The 23,619-nt window shown below is 68.2% G+C and carries 23 protein-coding genes; 13 read left to right on the top strand and 10 right to left on the bottom strand.

The window, feature by feature from the left end; all coding sequences use genetic code 11:
* Positions 1–136 precede the first annotated feature (136 nt).
* Positions 137–1,648, top strand: coding sequence for a 3-hydroxyacyl-CoA dehydrogenase (locus J2S73_RS20070; protein WP_306887470.1), 1,512 nt, complete (start codon positions 137–139; stop codon positions 1,646–1,648).
* A 25-nt stretch (positions 1,649–1,673) separates the two neighbouring features.
* Here J2S73_RS20070 and J2S73_RS20065 read toward each other — a convergent pair whose 3' ends face one another.
* Complete coding sequence (locus J2S73_RS20065) at positions 1,674–2,735, bottom strand: hypothetical protein (RefSeq protein WP_306887469.1); 1,062 nt, start codon at positions 2,733–2,735, stop codon at positions 1,674–1,676.
* Positions 2,736–2,838: 103 nt separating this feature from the next.
* Between J2S73_RS20065 and J2S73_RS20060 the strand changes: the two genes are divergently transcribed.
* A complete protein-coding gene (locus tag J2S73_RS20060) occupies positions 2,839–4,155 on the top strand; it encodes an adenylate/guanylate cyclase domain-containing protein (protein ID WP_306887468.1) in 1,317 nt (438 codons plus the stop codon).
* Here the strand turns inward: J2S73_RS20060 and J2S73_RS20055 are convergent.
* Genes J2S73_RS20055 through J2S73_RS20045 form a run of 3 tightly spaced genes read right to left on the bottom strand, consistent with a single transcriptional unit; the run spans position 4,068 to position 8,826 of the window.
* Positions 4,068–6,200 carry a PP2C family protein-serine/threonine phosphatase gene (locus J2S73_RS20055; RefSeq protein ID WP_306887467.1) on the bottom strand — a complete coding sequence of 711 codons (2,133 nt, stop codon included), beginning with the start codon at positions 6,198–6,200 and terminating at the stop codon, positions 4,068–4,070. The two genes, J2S73_RS20060 and J2S73_RS20055, sit on opposite strands and share 88 nt — an antisense overlap.
* Positions 6,201–6,205: 5 nt before the next feature.
* The gene (locus J2S73_RS20050; RefSeq protein WP_306887466.1) at positions 6,206–8,065 is read right to left on the bottom strand and encodes an MFS transporter; all 1,860 of its coding nucleotides are present in this window, start codon (positions 8,063–8,065) and stop codon (positions 6,206–6,208) included.
* Positions 8,066–8,070: 5 nt separating this feature from the next.
* Positions 8,071–8,826 (bottom strand): hypothetical protein, encoded by a 756-nt coding sequence (locus J2S73_RS20045; RefSeq protein WP_306887465.1) that lies wholly within the window; start codon positions 8,824–8,826, stop codon positions 8,071–8,073.
* A 259-nt stretch (positions 8,827–9,085) separates the two neighbouring features.
* Between J2S73_RS20045 and J2S73_RS20040 the strand changes: the two genes are divergently transcribed.
* The 4 genes from J2S73_RS20040 to J2S73_RS20025 are packed head-to-tail and all read left to right on the top strand — an operon-like array spanning position 9,086 to position 13,542.
* Positions 9,086–9,781: a hypothetical protein gene (locus J2S73_RS20040; RefSeq protein ID WP_306887464.1), complete on the top strand. Its 696-nt coding sequence runs from the start codon at positions 9,086–9,088 to the stop codon at positions 9,779–9,781.
* Between the two features lie 3 nt (positions 9,782–9,784).
* Positions 9,785–11,800, top strand: coding sequence for an MFS transporter (locus tag J2S73_RS20035; protein ID WP_306887463.1), 2,016 nt, complete (start codon positions 9,785–9,787; stop codon positions 11,798–11,800).
* A gap of 22 nt (positions 11,801–11,822) precedes the next feature.
* Positions 11,823–12,860 (top strand): ABC transporter substrate-binding protein, encoded by a 1,038-nt coding sequence (locus J2S73_RS20030; protein ID WP_306887462.1) that lies wholly within the window; start codon positions 11,823–11,825, stop codon positions 12,858–12,860.
* Between the two features lies 1 nt (position 12,861).
* A complete protein-coding gene (locus J2S73_RS20025; RefSeq protein WP_306887461.1) occupies positions 12,862–13,542 on the top strand; it encodes a GNAT family N-acetyltransferase in 681 nt (226 codons plus the stop codon).
* A gap of 18 nt (positions 13,543–13,560) precedes the next feature.
* Here the strand turns inward: J2S73_RS20025 and J2S73_RS20020 are convergent, their stop codons facing one another.
* Positions 13,561–13,908 (bottom strand): STAS domain-containing protein, encoded by a 348-nt coding sequence (locus tag J2S73_RS20020; protein WP_306887460.1) that lies wholly within the window; start codon positions 13,906–13,908, stop codon positions 13,561–13,563.
* On the bottom strand, positions 13,905–14,393 hold the full coding sequence (locus J2S73_RS20015; protein ID WP_306887459.1) for an ATP-binding protein: 489 nt from the start codon (positions 14,391–14,393) through the stop codon (positions 13,905–13,907). The genes J2S73_RS20020 and J2S73_RS20015 overlap by 4 nt, the downstream gene beginning before the upstream one ends.
* Before the next feature lie 172 nt (positions 14,394–14,565).
* On the opposite strand from J2S73_RS20015, the gene J2S73_RS20010 reads away from it, so the two are divergent.
* The 7 genes from J2S73_RS20010 (at position 14,566) to J2S73_RS19980 (ending at position 18,904) form a co-directional block, all read left to right on the top strand.
* A complete protein-coding gene (locus tag J2S73_RS20010) occupies positions 14,566–15,870 on the top strand; it encodes a hypothetical protein (RefSeq protein WP_306887458.1) in 1,305 nt (434 codons plus the stop codon).
* 9 nt (positions 15,871–15,879) lie between these two features.
* The gene (locus J2S73_RS20005) at positions 15,880–16,752 is read left to right on the top strand and encodes a COG3904 family protein (RefSeq protein WP_306887457.1); all 873 of its coding nucleotides are present in this window, start codon (positions 15,880–15,882) and stop codon (positions 16,750–16,752) included.
* 261 nt (positions 16,753–17,013) lie between these two features.
* On the top strand, positions 17,014–17,223 hold the full coding sequence (locus J2S73_RS20000; RefSeq protein WP_306887456.1) for a cold-shock protein: 210 nt from the start codon (positions 17,014–17,016) through the stop codon (positions 17,221–17,223).
* 62 nt (positions 17,224–17,285) lie between these two features.
* A complete protein-coding gene (locus J2S73_RS19995; RefSeq protein ID WP_306887455.1) occupies positions 17,286–17,513 on the top strand; it encodes a hypothetical protein in 228 nt (75 codons plus the stop codon).
* 202 nt (positions 17,514–17,715) lie between these two features.
* Positions 17,716–17,949 carry a hypothetical protein gene (locus J2S73_RS19990; RefSeq protein WP_306887454.1) on the top strand — a complete coding sequence of 78 codons (234 nt, stop codon included), beginning with the start codon at positions 17,716–17,718 and terminating at the stop codon, positions 17,947–17,949.
* A gap of 363 nt (positions 17,950–18,312) precedes the next feature.
* Positions 18,313–18,594, top strand: a complete 282-nt coding sequence (locus J2S73_RS19985; RefSeq protein WP_306887453.1) for a type II toxin-antitoxin system RelE/ParE family toxin — start codon at positions 18,313–18,315, stop codon at positions 18,592–18,594.
* A gap of 13 nt (positions 18,595–18,607) precedes the next feature.
* Positions 18,608–18,904 carry a HigA family addiction module antitoxin gene (locus tag J2S73_RS19980; RefSeq protein ID WP_306887452.1) on the top strand — a complete coding sequence of 99 codons (297 nt, stop codon included), beginning with the start codon at positions 18,608–18,610 and terminating at the stop codon, positions 18,902–18,904.
* A 12-nt stretch (positions 18,905–18,916) separates the two neighbouring features.
* Here J2S73_RS19980 and J2S73_RS19975 read toward each other — a convergent pair whose 3' ends face one another.
* From J2S73_RS19975 to J2S73_RS19960, 4 genes are all read right to left on the bottom strand, one after another.
* Positions 18,917–20,092, bottom strand: coding sequence for a vWA domain-containing protein (locus tag J2S73_RS19975; RefSeq protein ID WP_306887451.1), 1,176 nt, complete (start codon positions 20,090–20,092; stop codon positions 18,917–18,919).
* 64 nt (positions 20,093–20,156) lie between these two features.
* Positions 20,157–20,621 (bottom strand): GNAT family N-acetyltransferase, encoded by a 465-nt coding sequence (locus tag J2S73_RS19970; protein ID WP_306887450.1) that lies wholly within the window; start codon positions 20,619–20,621, stop codon positions 20,157–20,159.
* 253 nt (positions 20,622–20,874) lie between these two features.
* Positions 20,875–21,900, bottom strand: coding sequence for a YcjF family protein (locus tag J2S73_RS19965; RefSeq protein WP_306887449.1), 1,026 nt, complete (start codon positions 21,898–21,900; stop codon positions 20,875–20,877).
* Entirely contained in the window at positions 21,897–23,348 is a 1,452-nt protein-coding gene (locus J2S73_RS19960) for a YcjX family GTP-binding protein (protein WP_306887448.1), read from the bottom strand. The genes J2S73_RS19965 and J2S73_RS19960 overlap by 4 nt, the downstream gene beginning before the upstream one ends.
* Positions 23,349–23,619 lie beyond the last annotated feature (271 nt).

The following is a 23,619-nucleotide window of genomic DNA, read 5'->3' as shown; positions in this document are numbered from 1 at the left end:
CTCCGCGTGCCGATCGGCGGGGCACATTCGGGTCGACGCGCAAGCTACGCGGTTTCGGTCTCGCGTCCACCCTGCTTCACGCGTGCAAAAAATCGGATAGGAAGGCGTCACGCAAAAGTTGGAACGGGGACGAGACATGCGCGACGTGAATGATCCGGAGTTTACCGTCGGTATCGTGGGGGCCGGCGTGATGGGCCAGGGCATCGCCCAGGTGAGCATTGCCGGCGGGATGCGCGCGATCCTCTTCGACGCCAAGGAGGGCGCAGCCGAGGCGGGCCGCCGCGAAGTGTTCAAGCGGATCGACCGGCTGGTGGAGAAGAAGCAGCTCGACAATCTGGTTGCCGCCACGCAGAAGGCCCAGCTTTCGGTCGCCTCCAGCCTGTCGGACTTTTCCGACTGCGACACGGTCGTCGAGGCGGTGGTGGAGAATCTCGAGGTGAAGCGGTCCATCTTCACCGAGCTGGAGGGGATCGTCGCGGACGACGCGATTCTCGCCACCAACACCTCCTCGCTGCCGATCGCCTCGATCGCGCGGACCTGCGAGCGTCCCGGCCGGGTCGCCGGCATGCATTTCTTCAATCCGGTGCCGCTGATGCGGCTGGTGGAGATCATCGAGGGCCCGGCCACGACGGAAGCGGTCGCCGACACGCTGGCCGCCCTCGGCGACCGGATGGGCCGGACGGCGGTGAAGGTGAAGGATTCGCCGGGCTTCCTGGTCAATCTCGGCGGCCGCGCCTACTACACCGAAGCCCTGCGGATGCTCGACGAGGGCGTCGCCACCCCGTCCCAGATCGACGCCATCCTGACGGACTGCTGCGGCTTCCGGATGGGACCGTTCGCGCTGATGGACCTCACCGGCATGGACGTGAACTACCCCGTGTCGATGATCGTCTACGAAGGGTTCCTGAACGATCGCCGGCTCGCCACCACGCCGCGCCACAAGCTGCTCTACGAAGCCGGGCGGCTGGGCCGGAAGACCCGCGCCGGCCACTTCGATTACGACGAGGCGGGCAAGCCGATCAGCACCGGCGACGCCGACTACGAACCCCACGGGATGCCGGCCCAGGCGGTCTTTCTGGCCGAACCGTCTGAGGCGCTCGCCGGCTTCTGCAAGGAGGTGGGGTTGTCGACCATGGGGGCCGACGACGGCATCGAGCCGATCCTCGGCTATCCGGTCGGCGAGGACGCGACCAGCTACGCGGTCCGTCTGGGGATCGATCCGAAGCGGCTGGTCTGCGTCGATCTTTCCGCCAACACGGCCAAGCGGGTGACGCTGATGACGGCGCCGGGCGCCGATCCGGGCATGCTGGACGCGGTGGCCGGTGCGCTGCGCGATGCTGGCCGGGTGATCACGGCGATCAAGGATTCGCCCGGCTTCGTGGCGCTGCGCATGCGGGCGATGATCGCCAATCTCGGCACTTCGGTCGCCGAGGCGGGGCTCGCCGAGCCGGCGGATATCGACACGGCCCTCAAGCTCGGCCTCAACTATCCGATGGGGCCGCTGGAAATGGCCGAGGATCTGGGGCTGAAGACCACCCTGTCGGTGATGGAGCGGCTGCAGGCGATCACCGGCGACGACCGCTACCGGCCGACCCTGTGGCTCCGGCGCCGCGCGATGCTGGACCTGCCGATCCGCACGCCGAGCTGAGCGGGGTCCTCACGTCGCGTGCCGGTCAGCCGGCCGCGACGCCTGCCGGCAGCACCCGCTCGCAGATCAGGGCCGCCGCCTCGTCCGCACCCGTAAGCGTCGGCGGGGGCGGCGGGGTCTCCGCCATCAGGTCGGCGATTGCCTTGGCAGCCTCCCGGGTGGCCGTTTCCTTGTGGATCTCCCGGGCCGCGCCGTTCCGCGCCGCCCAGGCGGCGAGCACCGGGGTCTCGGGCCAGCCCGGACGGTCGGTGTGGACGAGCCGGACCCGGTTGGCGGCCGCTTCCACGAAGGTCCCGTAGCCTGGCTTGGCGATCACGATCGCGCAGGATGCGAGCAGATCGACATAGGTGATGCCGGCGGCGAGCACCGGTCCGGGATCGGTGATCCACGCGATCTCGTCGGGCAGAGCGGCCAGGAACCCGGCCGCGACACTGCCCGTCCAGCCGCCCCAGGAGACGAGACCCAGCGGCCGGTCGTCCCGGAATCCGAGGCTGCGGCGCACCGCATCGGGCATCGGCGCCCCGATCCGCCCGATCGGGCCGATGGGCACCCGGTTGGCCCACGGCGACATCTCCATCGAAGGCGCGGGCATCAGGAAGGCGTCGGCCCCGCCATAGGCGTCGTCCAGGAGCGACAGGGCCGCGTCGTCCACCGTGCCCGCGGGCACCACCGCGCGCAGGATGTCGGCCCAGTTGAGCGAACACAGCGCGACCGCCGGAACCCCCTTCTCGCGGGCGGCCACCAGGCCGGGCGCGGCGATGTTGGCGAAGACCAGATCCGGCCGGAACCGGTCGATCTCCGACCGACTCTCCGCGACCGCCCGGGCGAACCGCTCGGGAAAGGCGCGGAACTGCTCGGCCGTGGCTGCGACGTCGACGATGTCCGGCGCGGACATGACCGGGGCCGGATCGAGGGGCGCGGCACCCAGGTCGTCGAACGCCATGAACTCCCGGGCCCGGTGCGTCGGGAGCACGGTCCGCAGCTTCACGTGGAGCGAGGGCAGCCGGGCGGCGAGGGCGGCCATCACGCATCCGGTCTGCATCGCATGCCCGAAGCCGTGGGCCGAAACGTCGGTGAGAATGCGCATCGATCGGATCCGTTGGCGGTGCTGTCTGGACGCAAGCCCTTCTGCTCGCTGTCTCGATCGTTTAAGCGTGGAAATCAAGCAAGCGAGAAAAAGCAGGGCGGACGTGAGTTTCGACACCCAGCGCCGAGAGGCGCTCGTTTCCGAACGAATCCTGGAAAGCATGCGCGACGGGGTCGTCACGATCGACCTCACCGGCCGCATCCTGACGTTCAACGCCGCAGCGGGCCGCATTCTCGGCAAGGACCCGGAAACCGTGGTCGGCCGATCGTTCGGCGAGGTCTTCCTGACGGAGGAAAGCTTCGACGATTTCAACGAGGTCGTGTTCCGGGCGGTCTATGACGCCGAAACCACGCACTCCATCGAGATCGCGCTGGCCGTCGACGGACGCATGGTCAACCTGTTCGTCTCCTCCAGCTTCCTGGTTGCCGAGGACGTCGCGGGCGAGGAGGAGCGGCTCGGCGTCGTCGTGGTCTTTTCCGACATCACCGAGGAGCGCAAGCGGCGCAAGATCAAGCGGCTCTTTGGCGCCTACGTGGACCCGCGCATCGTCGAGCGGATCCTGACCCAGGGCGAGCTCGACGGGACCTCCAGCCGGCGCGAGGACATGACGATCTCCTTCGTCGACATGCGCGACTTCACCGGCTGGACCGAGCGCCTGGAGCCGGACGCGCTGATCGACCTCCTCAACCGGTTCCTGGCCGCCATGACAAAGCCGATCGGGGCCGCCGGCGGCATCACCGACAAATATATCGGCGACGCCGTGATGGCCTGCTGGGGGCCGCCGTTCACCGATGCGGAGACCCAGGCGATCGATGCCTGCACGGCCGCCCTCGGTCAGTACGAGGCGCTGGAAGGCCTGCGGCTGGAGCTGGCGGACGCCGGCTTCGCCGATGCCCGCCGGATGGATGCCGTCATCGGGGTCGCCACCGGACAGGTGATCGCCGGGGATGTCGGACCGGACGCGAGCCGCAACTACACGGTCATCGGTCATGCGGTGAACCTTGCCGCCCGGCTGCAGGAAGCCGCCAAGCGGCTCGGCCATCCCATCATCGTGTCGGAGGCGACGGCACAACGCGTCGGCGACCAGCTCGTCTTCCGCGAACTGGACCGCATCGTTCCACGCGGCTCGGCCCACGCCGAAAGCGTGTTTGCGCTGCTGGGGCGTCCCGGCGAGGTCAGCGACACGGCCCGGGAGATCGCTGGGCATCATGAGGCGGGCCTTGCCGCCATGCGGGCCCGGGACTGGGACCGCGCCTCAGACTGCTTCGCCGAATGCCTGAAGCTGGATCCGGCCGACTGGTCGGCCAAGGTGATGGCGGGTCGCCTGAAGCACTACAGCGAGACGCCGCCGCCGGAGGACTGGGACGGTGTCTGGATCGCGCCCGGACTGGAGCCTTCCAAGGTCGCCGGCCCGAAATAGCGGAACGTCAGGCAGGTGATGTCGTCGGCCTGGTCGGCGCCGCGCTCGAAGGCGTGGATCGCGTCGAGCACGGCCGGGCCGAGAGCGTCGACCGACGAGCCGTTGGCCGTCTCGTCGAGGAGGGTTTCCAGGCGCTCCTCGCCGTAGGCGTTGCCGTCGATGTCGAACGCTTCCGTCACGCCGTCGGTGAACAGAAAGAGGGTGTCGCCCGCCTGGAAGGTGATCGACCGTTCCCGGTAGTCGTGCCCCTCCAGCACCGCCAGGGCCGGGTCGTTGGTGCGCTCGAGCGCGGTCGCTGACCCGCTGTCCGGGGACACCAGATAGGGCGGGTTGTGCCCGGCGTTGCAGTAGGTGAAGTCCCCCGTCTGCAGGTCCAGCACGCCGTAAAACAGGGTCACGAACATCATCTGCTCGTTGTCCTCGGCCATGAAGTCGTTGACCTGGCTCATCGCCGCCGCGGGCGACGTCGTGAACAGGGCCGTCGCCTTCACCAGCGTGCGGGTGATCGCCATGAACAGGGCGGCCGGTACGCCCTTGCCGGAGACGTCGGCCACCGCGATGCCGAGCCGGCGCTCGTCGATCATGAAGTAGTCGTAGAAGTCGCCGCCGACCTCCTTGGCCGTCTTCATCACGCCGTGGATCTGGAACGAGGGGTGGGGCGGCAGCGGATGCGGCAGGAAGGACTGCTGCAGCTCCCGGGCGATCTCCAGCTCCTGTTCCAGACCCGCCAGCCGGGCCCGGGTGATGATGGCTTCCTGCAGCTCCTTGATCAGTTCGGTCAGCCGCATGTGCTGATCGGCGATGCGCGCCGACATGCGCTGCAGGACCGTCGCCAGCACGCTGAGCTGGTCGTCGCGGCGCTGCTTGGAGCTGCGCTTGGTCGGCGCCTGGCGCTGCACGGCCGCCTGCAGGTCGTCCATGATCTCCGCGCGGCCCTCCGCCTCCAGCGTCTCGGCGAGCCGTTCGAGCTGGCGGCGGATCACCCGTTCCTCGCGCCGGCGCTGGCGTTCGATCTGCTGGCGCTGCTCCTGGAGAGCGATGGTGTTCTGCCGGAACACCGCCACCGCCTCGGCGATCTTGCGGATCTCGCCGCTGCCGGTCTCCTCGATGGTCTGGTTGACGTCGCCCTTGGAGAGCCCCTCCAGGATGGCGATCGCGCGCTCCAGCGGCCGGAACGCGTGACGCAGATAGAAGTAGAGGATCAGAAGCACGATCAGCGTGAAGGCGGCGATCAGGACGAGGCCCGTGGTCTGCAGGCGCTGGCTGGACTCAAGCCGTTCGGTGGAATCGCGCAGGGTGACCAGCGCGCCGGTGACGCCGCCGGTGAAGTCGGTGACCGGCACGCCGGTGGCATAGAAGATGTGCTCGCCGGCCCGCACCACCGCGGCATCGGCCTCGCGCGGCGGCAGCGACGGCTGGACCTTCTTCCAGATCAGCGGCGCAGTGCCCTCCACCATGTTGCCGCGCAGCGAAACCAGATAGCTCGGTTCGTGGATCGTCTGGGTGAAGTGGCTCAGAACGCCTTTTGCATCCGTCGCCACCGTCAGGATCGCTTCAACCGACCCGTCGCGGACGATGGGGACGGCCGCCGCGATGACGTAGCGCTCCGGGTTCTCCTGGCGCAGGCCGCCGAGGCTTTTCCGCGACTGCTCGATCATTTCCGAGGCGGCGGCGTCCACGAGCGGCAGGGCGTTCAGCTCGGGCCGGTTGGAGTAGAGAATCTGCCCGTTGGTATCGACGACCTGGATCTCGTAGCCGTGGGACGGCGCCTCGTCGGCAGTCTGGATCGTCTGCCCGAGCGGGCCGCGGTCCAGCGCCGTGTTGCGGTCGTTGATGTTCTTCACCAGGGCCCGGGCGATGGTGTTCAGGTCGTCGGCCTCCTCGTTCACCAGGCTGGTCCACAGCGAACTCTGGCTCTCGATGGCGATGTGGGCGAGGCGCTCCTGTTCCAGCCGGATGCGGGCGAGGCCGAGCGCAACCAGCGCCGCGATCACCAGCAGGAAGGCGACGGAGAGGAAGATCGTGATGCGCGAGCGTAACAGCATCTAGCCTATCCTGACTGGGTGGACGGCTGCGTCCGGCGCGCGCCCGTCCGCGCCGACGTCGCGGCTGCCGTCAGGACCAGCGCCGCCGCGAGGACGCACACGATCGACAGCGGCTCCAGGTTCAGGATGAAGCCGACAACGGATGCGATCCCGGCGAGCATGAACCCGGCGATCATGGCTGTCGCCGAGGCCATCCGGAAGCCCTGGGCGCCGAGCCCCGCGATCACCGCCCCGAACCCGAATCCGACCGCGACCGATATCGGCCAGACCGGAACAGGTGCGAGCAGGTAGGCCACAACGGCCGCCAGCGCGATGCTCGCACTGACCGGCAGCTGCAGGCGGAGCCCGGTCCACCACGGGACCGACATTGCCGCGCCCGCAAGGGCGAAATGCAGCGCGAGCAGGGAATAGCGGATCGGCATGAACAGGGCGACGTGGATCTGAAGCCAGGCGACGGTTACGGCCATCACGGCGACCAGGGCGAGAAGTGCGGGCAGCGGTGGGCCGCGCCAGGAGAGGGACGCGCGGCTGGTTCCGCGCCAGGGCTGGGTGAGGCAGACGAGCGCGAGGATCGCCGTCGCGATGCCGGTGATCAGGAACGCCATCCGGCGGCCGAAGAACTCGGCGATCAGGGCACCGAGGACGGGGCCGATCCCCCAGGCGCACAGAAGCAGGAGAGCGGCGCGCCATGGCAGGCGCCGCGCCGTTCCCTCGCGCGTCAGGGCGCTCCACGCCGCGAGCCAGATGCCGAACCCGGCCGCGAAGCGGGCCACGGCGAACTGGTAGGGATCGTGGTTCCAGTAGGTCGAGCCGATCCCGACGGCCGCGAGCAGGAGCCCCGCGACCATGCCGGCGCGTGGCAGCCGCGCGGCGATCAGCAGCACCACCGGGATCGCCAGAAGCCGTCCGAGCGCCTCGGCGATGAACCCGCCGCCGACATAGAGCTGGGCGATCGGCTCGGGGCCGATCCGGTCGGCCATGAAGTTGCCGACCAGGGGGGCCGTCGCCTCGGCGGCCACGAGCATCGGCAGGACGATCCAGCCGCCCCAGCCTGCCCGCCGGTAGGGTTGCGTCAGATGATCGAAGCGGTAGGCGGAAAGCGGCGCCAGCGCGTCCTGCACCCGGGAGGTGAAGGCACCGGTGACGTCGATCGCCAGGATTTCGTCGGCAAGCGCGTAGGCGTCGCGGGCCTTGCGGCGCACCGGGGCGGTCAGTCGGGCGATCCGCGTGCCGAGCCGGCGCAGCGGACTGTTTTCGGGCGGGCTGCTGTAGTCCGCGAAATTGCCCCGGGCCGCGGCCCGGCAGGCCACCACCAGCCGGGCGGAGGGGAGGTCGATCTCCTCCAGCCGGTGCAGCCGGAACCAGAGCCCGCCCAGAAGACCGGCCAGGATGCTGCTGGCCAGCGCGAGGGCGGCGATGTCGTGCCGGACCGTCGCCACGGCGACGAACTTGGGGGTGACGAGGATTCGGCCGACGGTTCTGTTGCCGACCGCCACCGGAACCGACACCGCGTCCGCTTCCGTCTCCTCCGCCGGTTTCCCGGCGCGGAACAGGATCTCGCCGTTGGCGTCGCTGATGGCGACCGCGTCGACCTCCTCGTTGGCGTCGATGATGCCGGAAAGATAGGGGTCCACGCCGGTCAGGTCTTTGATTGGGATGCCCACCTGCACGGCCCGCTGCACCACGTCGCTGATCGACTGGGCGATCGAGGTCGCGACCATCCGGGAGGCTTCGTAGAGACGGGCTTCCTCGCTCCTCAGCGAGGCCAGAAGCACCAGCGCGAAGACCGCGCCGACCGCAATCGACAGCACCAAGCCGACAAGGCCCGCGACCCGGTCAGAGGCGCGTGATCCGCTTGCATGCATGGCGATCAGATCTCGTCGTCGATTTTACGGAGGGCGGAAAGAGACGTGTCGATGGTTCGGCCGGCCACGTGAACTTCCCTGACAAGCGGGGGAAGGGCAAGCGACAGCGCACTGCGGGTGGCGGGTTCCTCGCTTTCGGCTTCCACCGAGACGACGATCTTATGGATGTGCGCGCGAACGGCGGCGCCGACGGCAAGCCCGAAGCCCACGAAGAACACGAGGCCTCCGATGATATAGGGCCACGTGCGCCTGAGCACGTCGGGCAGGCGTCCGCCCGGCTGGGCGAGCACCGAATCCTCCAGGATAAGCGCGACCCAGCCGGCGACCTGACCGAAATCGTTCTCGACGGACGTCCCCATCACCAGCGTGTTGCGGTCGATGACGCGAAACGGCCCGGACGACGCGCGCTCGTTGATGGCGGTGCGCCAGGCTTCCGGGATGCGTTCGCCGACGGCGCCGCGGTCGGTGGAATAAAGGGCGACGCCGGTCGGGCTGAAGACCTCGATGGCCAGGATCGATTCGTTCGCGGACACGGTGCGCTCAAGCACCCGCTCGATGGGCTGCAGTTCGCTGAGCGGCAGTCCGAGGCCCAGATTGCGCTCGATCGTCCCGTCGAGGTCGGCGAGAATGAAATGGAGCCGGGCCTCGGTGACGTTGTTTTCCCCGCGCTCCAGGGTCCGGGTGAGCCCGGCGAACATGAGCACTAGGCCCAGAAGTCCAGCCGTCGTCACTATGATGCTGGTGCGTAGGGGTGTGCTCATCGCAGCTCGATGTCCCGATGGGAGGCGGCGGCGATACTAGCGCTGCCGCCCTGTCGCGAACAGGATCGATTCCCGCGTTCCATGCCGCGTTGGTGCGGACTCGGCAAGTGTGCTAGCGATATTTTCGATTTTTTGGGGCCGGTCTTTCCCGCCCGCTGCACCCCGGCCCAGGCCGGCGGCAAGGCTCGGGAAAGGTCAAAGGGGCGGACTGGTCCGCGCCAGGACGCGGATTGACGTAGAGAGCGGACGACGAAGCGTCGTGAGTGCACGAAACCACCCGGGAATAGTCGGAACGGCCGTCGTTCTGGTGCTGATGCTGTCGCCGGTCGTGCTGGCGACGCTGGCGCTGGGCGGCTACCTCAATTACGGCAGCATCCGACGGACCTACGAGGACATGATCGGCGAGCGCCATATGAGCGCGGCGGCGCGGATCGCGGAAGATGCCGAGACGGCGCTGAGCTTCGGCCTGCCGCTCGCCGGCCAGACCACCCTGCAGCCGCTGCTGGCGCGCGAGGTCGAATCGGACCCGATGATGGTCTCCATCGACGTCGTCGGCCCGACCGGCGGTGTTCTGTTTTCCAGTGATCCCGAGCGCGCTGGTCCGAACGCCGAGACGGCCCCGGATCTCCTTCAGGGCCAGTCGGCCGAGATCCGCAGCGCCTTCGACACGGTTCAGGGCCGCGTCGTCGTGCGGGAATCGCGCGCGGCGATCGAGGCTCAGCTGGATCTTCTCCGCACGCGCATCCTGAACACCACCATCGCGACCGCAGCGGCGGCTCTCGCCCTCTCCATCGTGGCGGTGTGGGTGCTTCTGTCATGGTTCGGCCGGCGGGTCTCGCGCACCGGGACCACGAGCGCAGGCGTCGAGGTTCCGGAAGAGACCCTGGCGGACATCGACGCGGTCGATCGCGCCCAGCGGGCGCTGGAACCGCGCCTCGCCGGTCGGGGGGCCTGAGCCATGCGCCGTTTCGACGTCCTCATTCTCGGCTTCGTCATCGCGGTCCTGGTCGCCGCGCTCGGCGTGATCTCCTGGCAGTCGATCCGCGGCGCGGAATCCCTTCTGCTGCCCGCGCTGGACGAAAAGGCCGACGTCGACGGCCGCACACTTGCCGGACAGGTCGCCCAGGCGCTGTCCTACGAAATCGCGCTCGACGACCTGCGCGGTGTCGAGCCGGTCTTCGAGACGATGCTGGCGCGCAACGACGAGTTCGGCTTCGTCGCGCTGGTGGGCCCCGATGGCCGGGCGACCGCGCTCTCCGTCGCCCCGTCGCTGGCCGGCGCGGGCGACACGGTGGCCGCGCTCTCCCGGGAGATGCGGACCGTCGAGACGCCCGTCGTCGTCGACGGACAGACCGAAGCGTCGGTCGTGATCGGCATCCCCAACGTGGTCGCCCAGACGCTGATCCAGAGCATCTGGCTGGACATGGCCGTGCTGCTTCTGGTCTCGTTCCTGGTGGCGCTGCAACTCCTGTCGTTCGCGTTCACCCTGCCGTCCGCGTCGGTGCTGAGCGGTCTGGCGCGACGCATCGCGTCGATCCGGTCGGGCGATTTCCGGCCGCATCCGCCTGTCGCCGGCAGCGGTCCGCTGGCCGTCGAGGTCGCCAACATCGATCAGGAAACCGAACGGTTGCGGGCCACCCAGGCCCGGCTCGCGACGGAGGCGGAGCGCGAGGGCGCGACGGCGGTGGCCGGTGAGCTCGACGAGATCGGCCGGCGCTACCGGCTGGGGGCAGAGCGCACCGATCCGCCCGGCACGCTTCTGGCCGTGAAGGCGCCCGTGTTCCTGTTCTTCCTCGCCGAGGAACTCACCCGTCCGTTCCTGCCCACCTATATCGAGAGCTTCGCCGAGCCGATCGCCGGCCTCTCCATCGAGATGGTCATCTCGCTGCCGATCGTCATCTTCATGGCAATCGTGGCGATCGCCCAGCCGACGCTCAACAACGTCACCGAGCGGATCGGCCGGTCGCGCTCGATGGGGGTCGGCGCGCTTCTCGCTTTGATCGGCTTCGTCGGCACCGCCTATGTGGGCAACATGATCGAGCTGATCATCTGGCGGTCGGTCACGGCGCTGGCGCTGGCGATCGTCTTCGTCGCGGCCCAGGGCTTCATCGTCGACCGGACGGGGGCGGCGAACCGCGGCCGCGGGCTCGGCCTGTTCGTCTCCGCCATCATGGTGGCGATGGTCTGTGGGCCGCCGATCGGCGGTGTGGTCGCCGACCGGATCGGCACGACGGCGGCGTTCCTGGTCGCCGCCGCCATGTGCCTGGCCTCCGCCATCTGCGCCATCGCTGCGCTGCCGGAGGATCCGCCCGGGCTGAAGGGCCGGGGCAATCCGATGCGACTGCGCCAGGCGCTGGTGGTCCTCAAAAAGCCGGCGCTGGTCGCCCTGCTGGTCGGCTGCGCCCTGCCGGCCAAGATGATCCTGATCGGCTTCTGCTTCTACTATCTGCCGCTGGTGCTTTCGGCGGAGGGCTTCGATTCCGCCACCATCGGCCACGTTTTGATGCTCTACGGCCTGGCCATGGTCGTCCTCATTCCGCTGGTGTCGCGGCTGAGCGACCGGGGAGGGGGACGGGTGCCGTTCGTCGTCGCCGGCGCGATCGTGAGCGCGCTTGCGGTCGGGCAGATCTATCTGTGGCCCGCGCCGTGGGGAGCGGCGATCGCGGTGCTTCAGATCGGCGTTGCGCAGGGCCTGTCGATCACGCCGCAATCGGCGCTCGTCGGCGAACTGGGCGCGCGCTACGCACCGGACCTGTCCCAGGGCGGGCTCTACGGTATCTTCCGGCTGATCGAGCGGACGGGCAACGCCCTCGGGCCGGCTGTGTTCGCGTTCATATGGGGGTTGTATGGTGTCGATATGGCGATCTGGGTCACCAGCGCCATCGTCGCGGTCGGGGGCGTCGCGCTCGCCGTGACGGTCATGGTTGGCGGCGGCAGCGCCCCGGCCATGACGCCGGCCAAGTCGCCCAATTGACGGGCTAGAGGAGAACGGTCGAATGGACCGCCGGTTCATCACGAGACGATCGCTGCTTGCCGGCGGCGGCGCCCTGGCCTTGTCCGGGTCCTCGCTGCCGCTGATCCGTCCGGCTCGCGCCCAGGCGACCTCGGACCAGTCGCCCTTCGTGGTCTTCCAGATCCTCTATCGCGGGGAAACCGACGTCGAGCGCGGGTTTGCCGAATATCTCTACCAGCGCGAGATCCCCGTGCAGATCGAGCGCCGGAACGCCGATCTCGATCCCTCCCGCGTCGAGGCCTTCGTCCAGGAGGCCAAGGAGATGAAGCCGGACCTCGTCTATTCCTGGGGGACACCGGTCACCATCGCGACCTTCGGCAAGTACGCCGATGCCGATCCGAAGACGGACATCACCGAGATCCCGGGCGTGTTCACGCTGGTCACTGCGCCGGTCGCCTCGGGCATCGTGCCGAGCTTCGAATCGTCGGAGCGCAACATCACAGGCACCTCCCACGTCGTGCCGCCGGCCGCCCAGGTGCGGGCGATGCAGTCCTATCGGCCCTTCAAGGTCCTGGGCGTGCTCTACACGCCGAACGAGCAGAACTCCGTCACCACGGTGGCGAGCCTGCGCGAGGTGGCGTCGGAAATGGATTTCAAGCTGGTGGAGCGGCAGTTCGCGCTCGATGCCGAGGGCAAGCCCACGGCCGAAGGCGCCGGCGATCTGGTCGGCGAACTGGCGGAAGAGGGCGCGGAGTGGCTCTACTATCTCCCCGACACCTTCCTCGGCAGCAACATGGACAAGGTCGCGCCGGCGGCCACGAAGCACGGCATTCCCGGCTTCTCGGCGACGGAACTGATCTCCAAGTACGCGCTCCTCAGCCTGGTCAGCCGCTACTATTCGCTGGGCCAGCTCACCGCCTACAAGGCCGAGCAGATCCTGGTGAACAAGGTTCCGCCGCGCGACATTCCGATCGAGACGCTGAAGCGGTTCTCGCTGATCATCAACATGAAGTACGCGACCGACCTGAAGCTGTATCCGCCGCTCGCGATGCTGAACTACGCCGAGGTCATCAGAGGCTGAGATGGCAACGGCAGCGGTGCTCCAGTCCACGGACGATATCGAGACGGTGGAGCTCGGGCGCGCCGATATCGGCGACATCGTCGCCGTCCACCGGGCCGCGCTCGCCGCGATGCCGCGCTCGGAACTGGTCCGTCCGGACGGGCCGGAGACCTTCAACCGCATGTTCGACATGGGCGGCGAGATCCTCGGGCTGATCGAGCACCGGCGGCTGGCCGGCTACGGGATGCTCCGGCCCGAGCGCGACGGCATGGGCGACCGGGAGGGCCTCGCCCGTGTCGTGCCCGAGGCCGGCGTTCTCTTCGTGGTCGACGGGGCGGCGGTGCACCCGGAATACTGGACCCGCTCCCTGCAGCGCGTGCTGATCCGCGAACGGCTGGACCATGCCCGCCGGCGCGGCGCCGGCCACGTGGTGGCGACGGCGGCCCCGGGCAATATCGCCAGCATCCGCAATCTTCTGAAGGAAGGCTTCCGGGTGGTCGACGGGCTGCGCAAGTCCTACGGCCTGCGCTACGTCCTGCATCGCCAGGTGCGCGAGGCCGAGGCGGTCGAACCGGAAATCTGGGGCGACCTCGGCGATCTGGACGGGTCGCGGAGCCTGTTTCAGGCCGGCTACTGCGCCACCCGGTTCCGGCTCGGCGACGACGCCCGGCCAGAGCTGGGCTTCACCGAACGCGGCACCTGACCGGCGCCGCGGCAGGCGTTATCCCTTTGCGGCCGCGATGGCTTCTTCGCGGGTCTCGACCACCGGGAACAGCGAGATGAACCCGGAGATCTCGAACACGTCGCGGATGGTGGGGCTCAGCCGGCAGAGCGCCAGCACGCCGCCCTCCGCCTTCACCTTCTTGCCGGCGATCAGGACAACCCGCAGCCCGGCGCTGGAGATATACTCCAGGTCGCCGAAATCCATCACGATCCCGGTCTTGCCCTCCTGCACCTTCTGCAGGACCAGGGCTTCGAAGGATTTCGCGTTCGTGCTGTCGATCCGGCCGGCGGGCGCGAGCACCGCGACGTCGTCGACCTCGTCTTCGGCTACGCTGAGGCCACTCACTGGCTGTTCTCCATCTTCGGCGGTGGGGCGTCGTCTGACACGGTGAAGCGGACCACGTTCCGGTCGTCGACGCGTTCGTAGGTGAGTTCGTTGGCAAGCGTGCGGGAGAGATGCACGCCGAGACCGCCGATCGGCCGGTCGTCGAGCGGAGCCGACGTGTCGGGATCGGCCCGGCCCGTGGGGTCGAAGGCGCGTCCTGAATCGATGATCTCGCCGACCGTCAACTCGTTCTCCCGCGACAGTCGCACGATGACCGTCCCGTCCGGCTGACCCTCGTAGCCATGGTTGACGACGTTGGTCAGGAGCTCCTCGAGAATGAGCTGCAGGACGTAGGTCGTGCGCGGCGACAGGTCGTGGGTCTCGCTGAACGCGTCCACGTCCGCCTGCAGCGCCATGACCGCGTCGATCGACGCATCCAGACTCACATCGATCGCGTGTGGCATCCGACCCGGCTCAACGAAGTCGATGACGTCCAGACCGGCCATCGACGATCACCCAGATCGACCTTCTAACCCAATGCGACAGCGACACCAACCCGATCCTTGCTCCGGAAATCTTGAGCGGGATGGCGGCAAACGCCACAGTTCCGCCGCGACGGGGGGAACGATCTCGGGCTAAACTCCTTGTCAGTCAGGAACCGGAGGCCTCCGCACCACCATGTCGCAAGCGCTCCGTTCGGGCCTGTCCCGGCTCGACACCACGACCCGCATCACCCTCGCCGTGCTGGCGCTCGCCTCCGGCGTCTACACCTATCTGGGCGTGCGCGACCTTCTGGAAGGCGAGGGGCTGCCGGTGTTCTTCGCGGCCGTGGTCTATTCCACGGCGGTGTCGGTCGGCATCTACGCGTTCTGGTCCTACCTGCTGTTCTTCCTGCCCCACGTGCGGAGCTGGAAGGACCGCCGCACCCTGTCCGTGGCGCTGATCCTCGGCTGCGCCATGATCGTCGCCATGTCGTCGTGGCTGAACGCGGCCGCGCTCGCCGGCGGTGCGGCGCTGGAGCAGCATCTGGCGACGACGGCGGAGGAGTATCAGCACCGCCTCGACGCCGCCCACTCCAACGCGCTGGCCGCCCAGGGGCTGCTGCCGGATATCGAACTCGCCTCGTCCCGGTTCGAGCGGCTGGCCGAGGAGGAGCAGGCCGGCGGCGCGCTCACCGGCACGTCCGGGTCCGGCACCGTGGTCCAGCTCCTGCGCCAGATGGCGGCCGATCTGCAGAACCTCGCCGACGAGGTGCGCGCTTCCCGCGACGTGGTCGACCAGCTCTATGCCGACGGCGGCGAGAACCTGGCCGCCATGCGCTCGATCGTGTCGGCGAGCGGGCCGGTTGAGGAGCGCTCCAACGCGTTCGGACGGGAGGCCGTGGCGCTTGCCGGCGTGATCGCCAGCCTGCAGCAGACCTCGATCGCGCCTGCGGTCAAGCGCGCGGCGGAAGATCTGTCGGCCACCTTCGTAGCGCCCGCGGCCGGCGGCGGCACGGCCGATCTCGCCGCCCGCCAGAGCGAGGTCGTCGAACGGGTGCAGGAAGCGGTCGAGGCCCAGGCCGAGGCGCTGTCGGCGGCGGCCGACACCATCCTGGCGCGCGAACCGGTCCAGCCGCTGCGCTTCACCGCCCTGTCCACGCCGGAGGCGGTGGTCCGCTATGCCGGCGACTTCCTGCCGAGCTGGGCCGGCGCGATCTCCATCGACCTGCTTCCCGCCGTGATGATCCTGATCCTGGCCGGTGTCCAGTCGGCGATCCGCCGCGAGGAGGGCGACGAGCTGGAAGAGCACTCGATGACTGCGGCCGAACTCATGCGGGCGATGCGGATCTATCACCGCATGCGCGACGAGGAACGCGAGATCGAGGCCGAAGACGAGGCCCGGGCCGGCGAAACAGGCACCCGCGACGACGGCGATTCGCCGCTTCATATAACGCGTCTCCCCGAAGCCGGAACGCGGCGCGGCCCGCCGCCGGCGGAGTAGGGCGCCGGAATGGCCGGTTCCGCCGACGCGACCGGGACCGGCCGCCGCTCCCGCCTTCAGGCGATCGAGGACGGGGCACTCCGGCTCCTGTTCTCGCTGCTCCTGATCGGCACCATCGTGGTGCTCGGCGCCGATGCGTGGCCGGGTATCGATGCGGCCCGCCGCGCAGTCCCCGACGTCGTGCCGGAATGGGACCGGTCGCCGGTGCCGATGCCGCCGGCAACGCCCGGCGATCAGGTCCGCCGCTATTCGCCGACCGGCGTTCCGGCGCTGCCCGGCGACGGGCCCGGCGCGCTTCCGGGCCATGCCGGCCCACCCGGTGCGGAAGCGCTGCAGGAGACCATGACGTTCCGGCGCGGAACAGAAGGGCGGGCGAGCGCCGTCGGCCGCATCGATCCCGGGATCGCGTCGGAGTTTTCGGCCTTTCTGGACAGCCAGGGCGACGAACTGACCACGCTGGTGCTGCATTCGCCCGGCGGCTCGGTGCGCGATGCCATCGCTATGGCCCGCGCGCTGCGGGAGAAGGGGATCGCGACGGAGGTGCCGGAAAACGGCTACTGCGCGTCGTCCTGTCCGCTCGTCTTCGCCGGCGGGGCCGCGCGCTCGGTCGGCGATCCGGCCTGGCTCGGCGTGCACCAGGCCTACACCGCCCCCGACCAGGAAGGCTCCATGGCCGACGGGATCGCCAGCGGACAGGAGATCAGCGCCGATGCGCTCGCGCTGATCGTGGAGATGGGCGTCGACGGGGCGGCCTGGGTCCACGCCATGCGCACGCCCAAGGACCAGCTCTACGTCTTCACCCGGGACGAACTGGCCGAGTACGGCTGGATCGCGACCGAGGAGGAGGTCGCGGCGGCGAGTGTGCAACAGTCAGTCGATTGACTTTAGAGTGCCGGAGATCTCGTGACTTTAGAGTGCCCGAAATCTCGGCAGATTTCATGTTCGGTTTCTGACGAAAACCGCGCTGGCCTTACAAAGGCCTCAATTGAAGCGCTGAATGACTTTATCGATATTTGGCCGGATAGCTTGGCCGTTCCGCTCGGTTGAGCGCGCTCGTTCAGTCCCTCCTAAAAATCTCGAATCGAACCACGCGGTGTGATGCGTCGCGCCCGTGCCTGAACACGCGCCACGAAAGGAACTGTCATGACGACAGGCAGTGTCAAATTCTATAATTCCACCAAAGGCTTCGGCTTCATTCAGCCCGATGATGGCGGCAAGGACGTGTTCGTCCACGCCACCGCGCTGGAGGCAGCCGGAATGCGGGGTCTGGACGAAGGTCAGAAGGTTTCCTTCGAGGTTCGCGATGATACGCGGACCGGAAAGCAGGCAGCGGCGAACATTCGCGCGGCCTGATCGGGCTGCAAGGGGCGCGGGCGACCGCGCCCTTTTTTTGTTTCCCAGCAGGACGACAGACCATGAGTGGACATGCCTACAAGGTCGGCCAGACCGTCAGCGTCAGCGCCCGCCATCTTCTTCACGGGAATTCCGGCGACTACACGATCCTGGCCCTGATGCCCGAAGAGCACGGCGATTATCAGTATCGGGTGAAGAGCGGATCCAGCCCCCAGCAGCGGGTGATCCGCGAAAGCGAGATCAACCGGGCGACGACACGGACAGACGTGTTTCGGCAACAGGCCGGCTGAGCGGGACGCGACCACGGCAAAGGTGTAGAGATCCGGACGGGGCGTTTCCCATGGCGATCGACAAGAAGCGTGGCAGCAGGCAAGCCAGGAAGCGGAGGTCGACGCTGAACGCAGCGAAGACCGGACCGAAACACATGGCTTGGAGCCAGCGCGGCGCGTCCGAGCCCTGTCTGGCCCAGGCCGGCAAAACCGGAGGCAAGTGATGAGCAACGAGCAGAAGCCTTCCACCGCGCGTCTGCCGCGGGACCAGAAGGCGGCCGAGACGGATCGGGCGGCGAAGGCCCACATCGAGGCGGAGCGCAAGGCCCGCGAGAAGCAGACCGACAAGCTCAGGGCCCTCAGGCTCGAGCGCGATGCCGCGGAAGCCGAAGCCGCTGCCGCCGCGAAACCCAAGCCGGCCAAGCGCGCCTCGACGAGCAACAAGCGCAGCAAGTAGGCCGCGCCCCGGGACCGTGACGCGCGACGGCCGCCCCCAACGGCAGGCCGTGTCGGTCCCCTGTGGTCTCATTTTCCTCTGATTTGATTGCGTGCTGTGGCAGGGCCGTCGCCGTCCGTCTACACACAATTCCCACGTCCAAAGACCAGCTCTACGTCTTCACCCGAGAGGAACTGGCCGACCAGGGCTGGATCGCGACGGAGGAGGAAGTCGCAGCTGCATCCGCTCCGGTAGCGGGTTCGGAGGAGCCTGCGGAGTAGGCCGGCATTTTGCCTTATGTGTTGAGCGCGTATCTTTTCGTGATACGTCTCTCTTGATGACGATTACGTATCATATTATGATACGTTTCTGGTGGAGAGGCGGATGATAGCGTCCTTGAAGGGCAAGTGGGCCTCTGCGATCGCGGAAGGTCGGACGCCGAGGGGCTTCCCTTCCACCCTGATCAGGGCCACGCAACGGAAGCTCTACATTTTGGAGCACGCCCAAAGCCTGGACGATCTTCGCTCACCACCTGGAAATCGGCTCGAAGCCTTGAAGGGGGACCGAGCCGGACAGCATTCCGTGCGGATCAATGACCAATTCCGGGTCTGTTTCCGGTGGGTCGATGGCGATGCCTATGACGTCGAGATCACGGACTACCACTGAGCAGGAGGTCGAAATGTTGACAATCACGCCGCCAATTCATCCGGGCGAGATCCTGCGCGAAGAATTTCTCGCTCCGCTTGGGCTGAAACCCTATTCGTTGGCGAAAAAACTGCATGTTCCGCGAACGCGGATCGAGCGTCTCGTCGCGGAGAAGACCCCGGTTACGCCGGATACAGCGCTCAGGCTCGCCAAGTGCTTCGGAACGACCCCCCGGTTCTGGCTGAACATGCAGGCGACCTACGACCTCGCCGTGGAAGCTAAACTCAAAGAAGCAGAGATCGCCGAGATCGAGACGATCGAAGCGGCTTGAGGAGGTTGGCGCTTACCGCGCCAATGCCCGCATCGCCTCGTCGAGGCCGTCCAGGGTGAGCGGGTACATCCGGTTGCCGATCAGGTCCTGGATCATCTGGATCGACATGGTGTGGCGCCAGTGGCGCTCGGCGACCGGGTTGATCCAGGCGAGCGACGGATAGGTGCGCACCAGCCGCTCCAGCCAGGCCTGGCCGGCCTCCTCGTTCCAGTGCTCCACCGAGCCGCCCGGCATGGCGATCTCGTAGGGGCTCATCGAGGCGTCGCCGACGATGACCACCTTGGCATCGGCCGGATAGGTGTGCAGCACGTCCCAGGTCGGGATGCGCTCGGAATGGCGTCGGGTGTTGTCCTTCCACACGCCCTCGTAGAGGCAGTTGTGGAAGTAGAAATATTCCAGCGACTTGAACTCCATCCGGGCGGCGGAAAACAGCTCCTGACAGACCCGGACGTGGTCGTCCATGGAGCCGCCGACGTCGAGAAAAAGAAGCACCTTCACCGCGTTGCGGCGTTCCGGCCGCATCCGGATGTCGAGATAGCCCTTTTCCGCGGTCGATCGGATGGTGTCGTCCAGCGCCAGCTCGTCGGCCGCCCCCGTACGGGCGAAGCGGCGCAGGCGGCGCAGCGCGATCTTGATGGTGCGGGTGCCGATCTCGACGGTGTGGTCGTAGTCCTTGAAGTCGCGCCGGTCCCAGACCTTCACCGCGCGCCGGTGGCGGCTTTCGTGCTGGCCGATGCGCACGCCCTCCGGATTGTAACCGTAGGCCCCGAACGGGGAGGTGCCGGCCGTGCCGATCCACTTGGAGCCGCCCTGGTGGCGGCTGTCCTGCTCGGCCATGCGCTCCTTGAGCGTCTCCATCAGCTTCTCGAAGCCGCCGAGCGCCTCGATCTCCGCCTTCTCCTCCTCGGTCAGGTATTTTTCGGCGAGCTTGGTCAGCCACTCCTCCGGGATCTCCGCCTCGATCCCTTCGCCGACGCTCTCGATCCCCTTGAAGACGTGGCCGAACACCCGGTCGAACCGGTCGATGTTGGTCTCGTCCTTCACCAGGATCGCCCGGGAGAGATAGTAGAAATCCTCGATCCGCTTGTCGGCGAGATCGGCCTCCATCGCCTCCATGAGGGTCAGGTACTCGCGCAGCGTCACAGGCACGCCGGCGGACTTCAGGTCGGTGAAGAAGGTGAGGAACATGAGGGGACGCTCCGAAACCGTTTGCCGGGAGCCTACATCAGCGGGTCGGCGGGTGCACGGGGGCTCAAACGGACAGATCCAGCTTCATGCCGACATGGCTCGCCTTGAAGCCGAGCCGTTCGTAGAAGCGGTGGGCGTCGGTGCGGCTTTTGTCGGTGGTGAGCTGCACCATGCCGCAGCCGCGCCGCCGGAATTCCGCGATCGCCCATTCGATCAGCTTTGCGCCGAGGCCGCTGCGCCGCTCCGCGGCGGCAATCCGCACGGCCTCGATCTGGCCGCGCCGCATCCCCAGCCGCGACAGGCCGGCGAGGACGGAGAGCTGCATCGTTCCGACCACGCTACCGTCGCGCTCGGCGACCACCAGGAGCTGGTTCGGGTCGCCGTCGAGCTCCCGGAAGGCGGCAAGGTAGCGCTCGTCGAGCGGCAGGCCCGGATTCTCGCGGGATGTGCCGAGATGGTCGTCGGCGAGCATCGCGATGATCTCCGGCAGGTCGTCCTCGGTGGCGGGGCGGAAGATTAGGTTGGACATTGAGCGTTTTCGGTTCCGGCTCGGACAAGACGGCTGCGTGGGGTCTGATTCGTCAGCCCAATTCTCCGCTCACTTCCGCGAGAGCGGGAGTCCATACTGAGTCAGCGTCCAGACTTGGCCATGGACGGCCAGGACAGGCGGTGTGCAATGAGGCGGAGCGGTCAAGCTGCTGAAATGCCGTATGGATTCCCGCTCTCGCGGGAATGAGCGGAGTGTAAAACGGCCGCTGCCCGCGAAGCGCGTCCTCACGCCCTCATTTCTTTCCCTTCGCCTCCTCGCCGGCGAACGAGCCCAGCTCCGAGACGATGTCGGAGACGCGGGGCCGGCGGGTCTTCACGAAGGGCAGCGGGCGGCACACGTCGATGGCGGCGAGCCCCAGCCGGGCGGTCATCAGCCCGTTGACGACGCCTTCTCCCATGCGGGTGGACAGCCGCGAGACCACCGAGCCGCCGACCACCTCGTGCAGTAGCGAATCGCCGGCCGCCATGCCGCCGGTGACGGCCAGGTGCTGGATGGTGTGGCGGGCGAGCCGCAGGAAGCCGAGCGTGCCGGGCCGGCCCGCATAAAGCGCGGCCAGCCTGCGCATCAGGCGGAACGCCTCCACCGCGACATAGAGGATGTCGACCAGGGCGCGCGGCGAGAGTGCGGTCACCACCGACACCCGCTTGGCCGAGGCCATCACCATCGCCCGGGCCTGGGCGTCGATGGGGCTCAGCACCTCCCGCTCGGCGAGCCCGATCAGGTCGCGTCCGTCGATGATTTCGTCCATGTGCGCGGCGAGGGCGGCGCGGCCGCGCGCGGTCGATGCGCGCGCGGAGTAAAGCGCACTCAGCTGCCGGCAGACCTTGAGCGCGGCCTCCCGGTCGTCGGCATCGGCGGCTCCCTGTCCGTCGAGGCGGAGATTTTCGATCTTCGCGATCTTACGAAGGGCGACCACCTCCTTGATGACCAGGCCGAGGGCACCCACCGCCGCCATGGCGGCAAGCACGAGGGCGACCCAGCCGAGCCAGGGAGCCCGGTCGAAGAGGTCCGCGATCAGCCGGTCGATGGCGAAGCCGACGCCCAGCGAAACGAGGCCGCCGAGCCCGACGGTGAAGATCGTGCCCAGCGACCAGCCGCGCCGGCGGACGCCGGCGGCCGGATCGTCGCGGGGGACCAGATCGCCGCCGGTCTCCGCCTCCGCGAAGGCTTCCTCCGGCCCCGTCTCGAACGGCGGTGGCGTGGCGGACGGTTCGGCGTCCTCGACCCGGAATGCTGTGGGACGGCGCGGCCCGCTCATGCCAGTCGGTCTCCGATCAGGAACTGGAACACCCGGTCGAGCCGGATATGGGGAAGGGACAGGGTCGCGCCGCCGGCGGTCTCCTCCAGAAGGGGAGGACGGAAGCGCAGGAAGGCCAGCGCACCGGCGTCGCCGGCGGCCTCGCCCAGCACGGCGCGGGGGTCCTTGGGCAGGTCGCCCGGAAACAGGGCGATCTCGCTCTCCCCGTCGTAAACGGTGCCGTCGACGCGCTCGCCGGGAAGCGGCGTGCCGATGATCGCCGGCAGGGTGTCGCCGTTCTGGCGCACCCGGCCTTCCCGGGTGGCGCGGACGGCGGCGATCGCGGCCACGTCGACTTCGGCGCCGGCGGAGCCGGCCCGGACCCGGGCCTGTTCCACCAGCGTCTCCAGAATCGCCTCCAGCCGGTCGTGGTCGGTGTGGTGGACGTGATCGGCCTTGGTAGCGGCGAACATCAGCCGGTCGACGCGGCGGTCGACCAGCCGGGTCAGCCAGGACAGGCGGCCCGGCCGGAAACAGCCGAGGATCTCCTCAAGCGAGGTCTGCAGCGCGCGCACGGCCTCCGGACCGGCGTTGAGGGCGGCGAGCACGTCGACCAGCACGATCTGCCGGTCGAGCCGGGCGAAGTGGTCGCGGAAGAAGGGCCGGACCACATGGGATTTGTAGGCCTCGTAGCGGCGCTCCATCATCGCCCAGAGGCTGTCGGGAACTTGGGCTCCGGACGGCGGATCGAGCGGCGCGAAGGTGAGCGCCGGGGAGCCTTCCAGGTCGCCCGGCATGAGGAAGCGGCCTGGCGGAAAGGCGAGCGGGGTGGTGTCTTCCTCCCGCACGGCCTTGAGGTATCCGGTGAACGCCTCGGCCAGCGTCGCGGCTCTCTCCTCGTCGGCGCTCGCGCCGGCATCGGCCTCGGAAACGGCGGACAGCCAGCGGGTCGCGCTTTCGGCATGGATCGGACGGCGCGCCTCGGCGAGCGATTCCGCCGCCCAGGTCCGGTAGTCCTTGGTGAGGAGCGGCAGGTCCAGCAGCCACTCGCCGGGATAGTCCACGAGATCGAGATGCAGCCGGCCCGGCCCGATGTTGCGGTTCAGGAAGGAGGCGGATTCGTACTCGATCGTCACCCGGAGTTCGGCGATGCGGCGGGTCGATTCCGGCCAGATGCGCTTGTCGATCAGGGCGCGGACATGGTCCTCGTAGGCAAACCGCGGCACCGCGTCGTCGGGCTGAGGCTGCAGCCGGGCGCGGGCGAGCCGGCCCTCGGCGTAGGGCGCGAACACGGGCAGGCGGCCGCCGTGAAGCAGGTTGTGCACCAGGGCGGTCAGAAACACCGTCTTGCCGGACCGAGCCAGGCCGGTGACGCCGAGCCTCAGGCTCGGGGACACGAGGCCGCCGGTGCGGCTTGCAAGGGTTCCGAGCGCCAGCCGCGCCTCGTCTGTCAGGGTGGTGAGCTTCATGCGGTGTTCGGGCTACGCTCCTGACGGGGGGACGGATGTATCCGCGGGCGGGATCGGGTCATTGGGGGCGCGGCCGAGGGCGGCCAAGCCGCTCTCAACATGGGCATTGAGGGGCGCAGACGGAAGATCCGGACCTGCAATGACGGTCGTCGGCGCGCCGGACCGGCATTTCCGGTCGACATATTTCAGCAGATTCTTAAAAAGGCTTCATCGCATGGAGCTGCAGCATTCAGCCTCCGATCGCCTCCGTATTCTGTCCTGCCCCGCCGAC

Origin of the sequence: Amorphus orientalis, assembly GCF_030814015.1 — a bacterium.
Classification (GTDB): Bacteria; Pseudomonadota; Alphaproteobacteria; order Rhizobiales; family Amorphaceae; genus Amorphus; species Amorphus orientalis.
The sequence above is the reverse complement of the archived record's forward strand: the minus strand, read 5'-3'. Positions and strand labels throughout refer to the sequence as shown.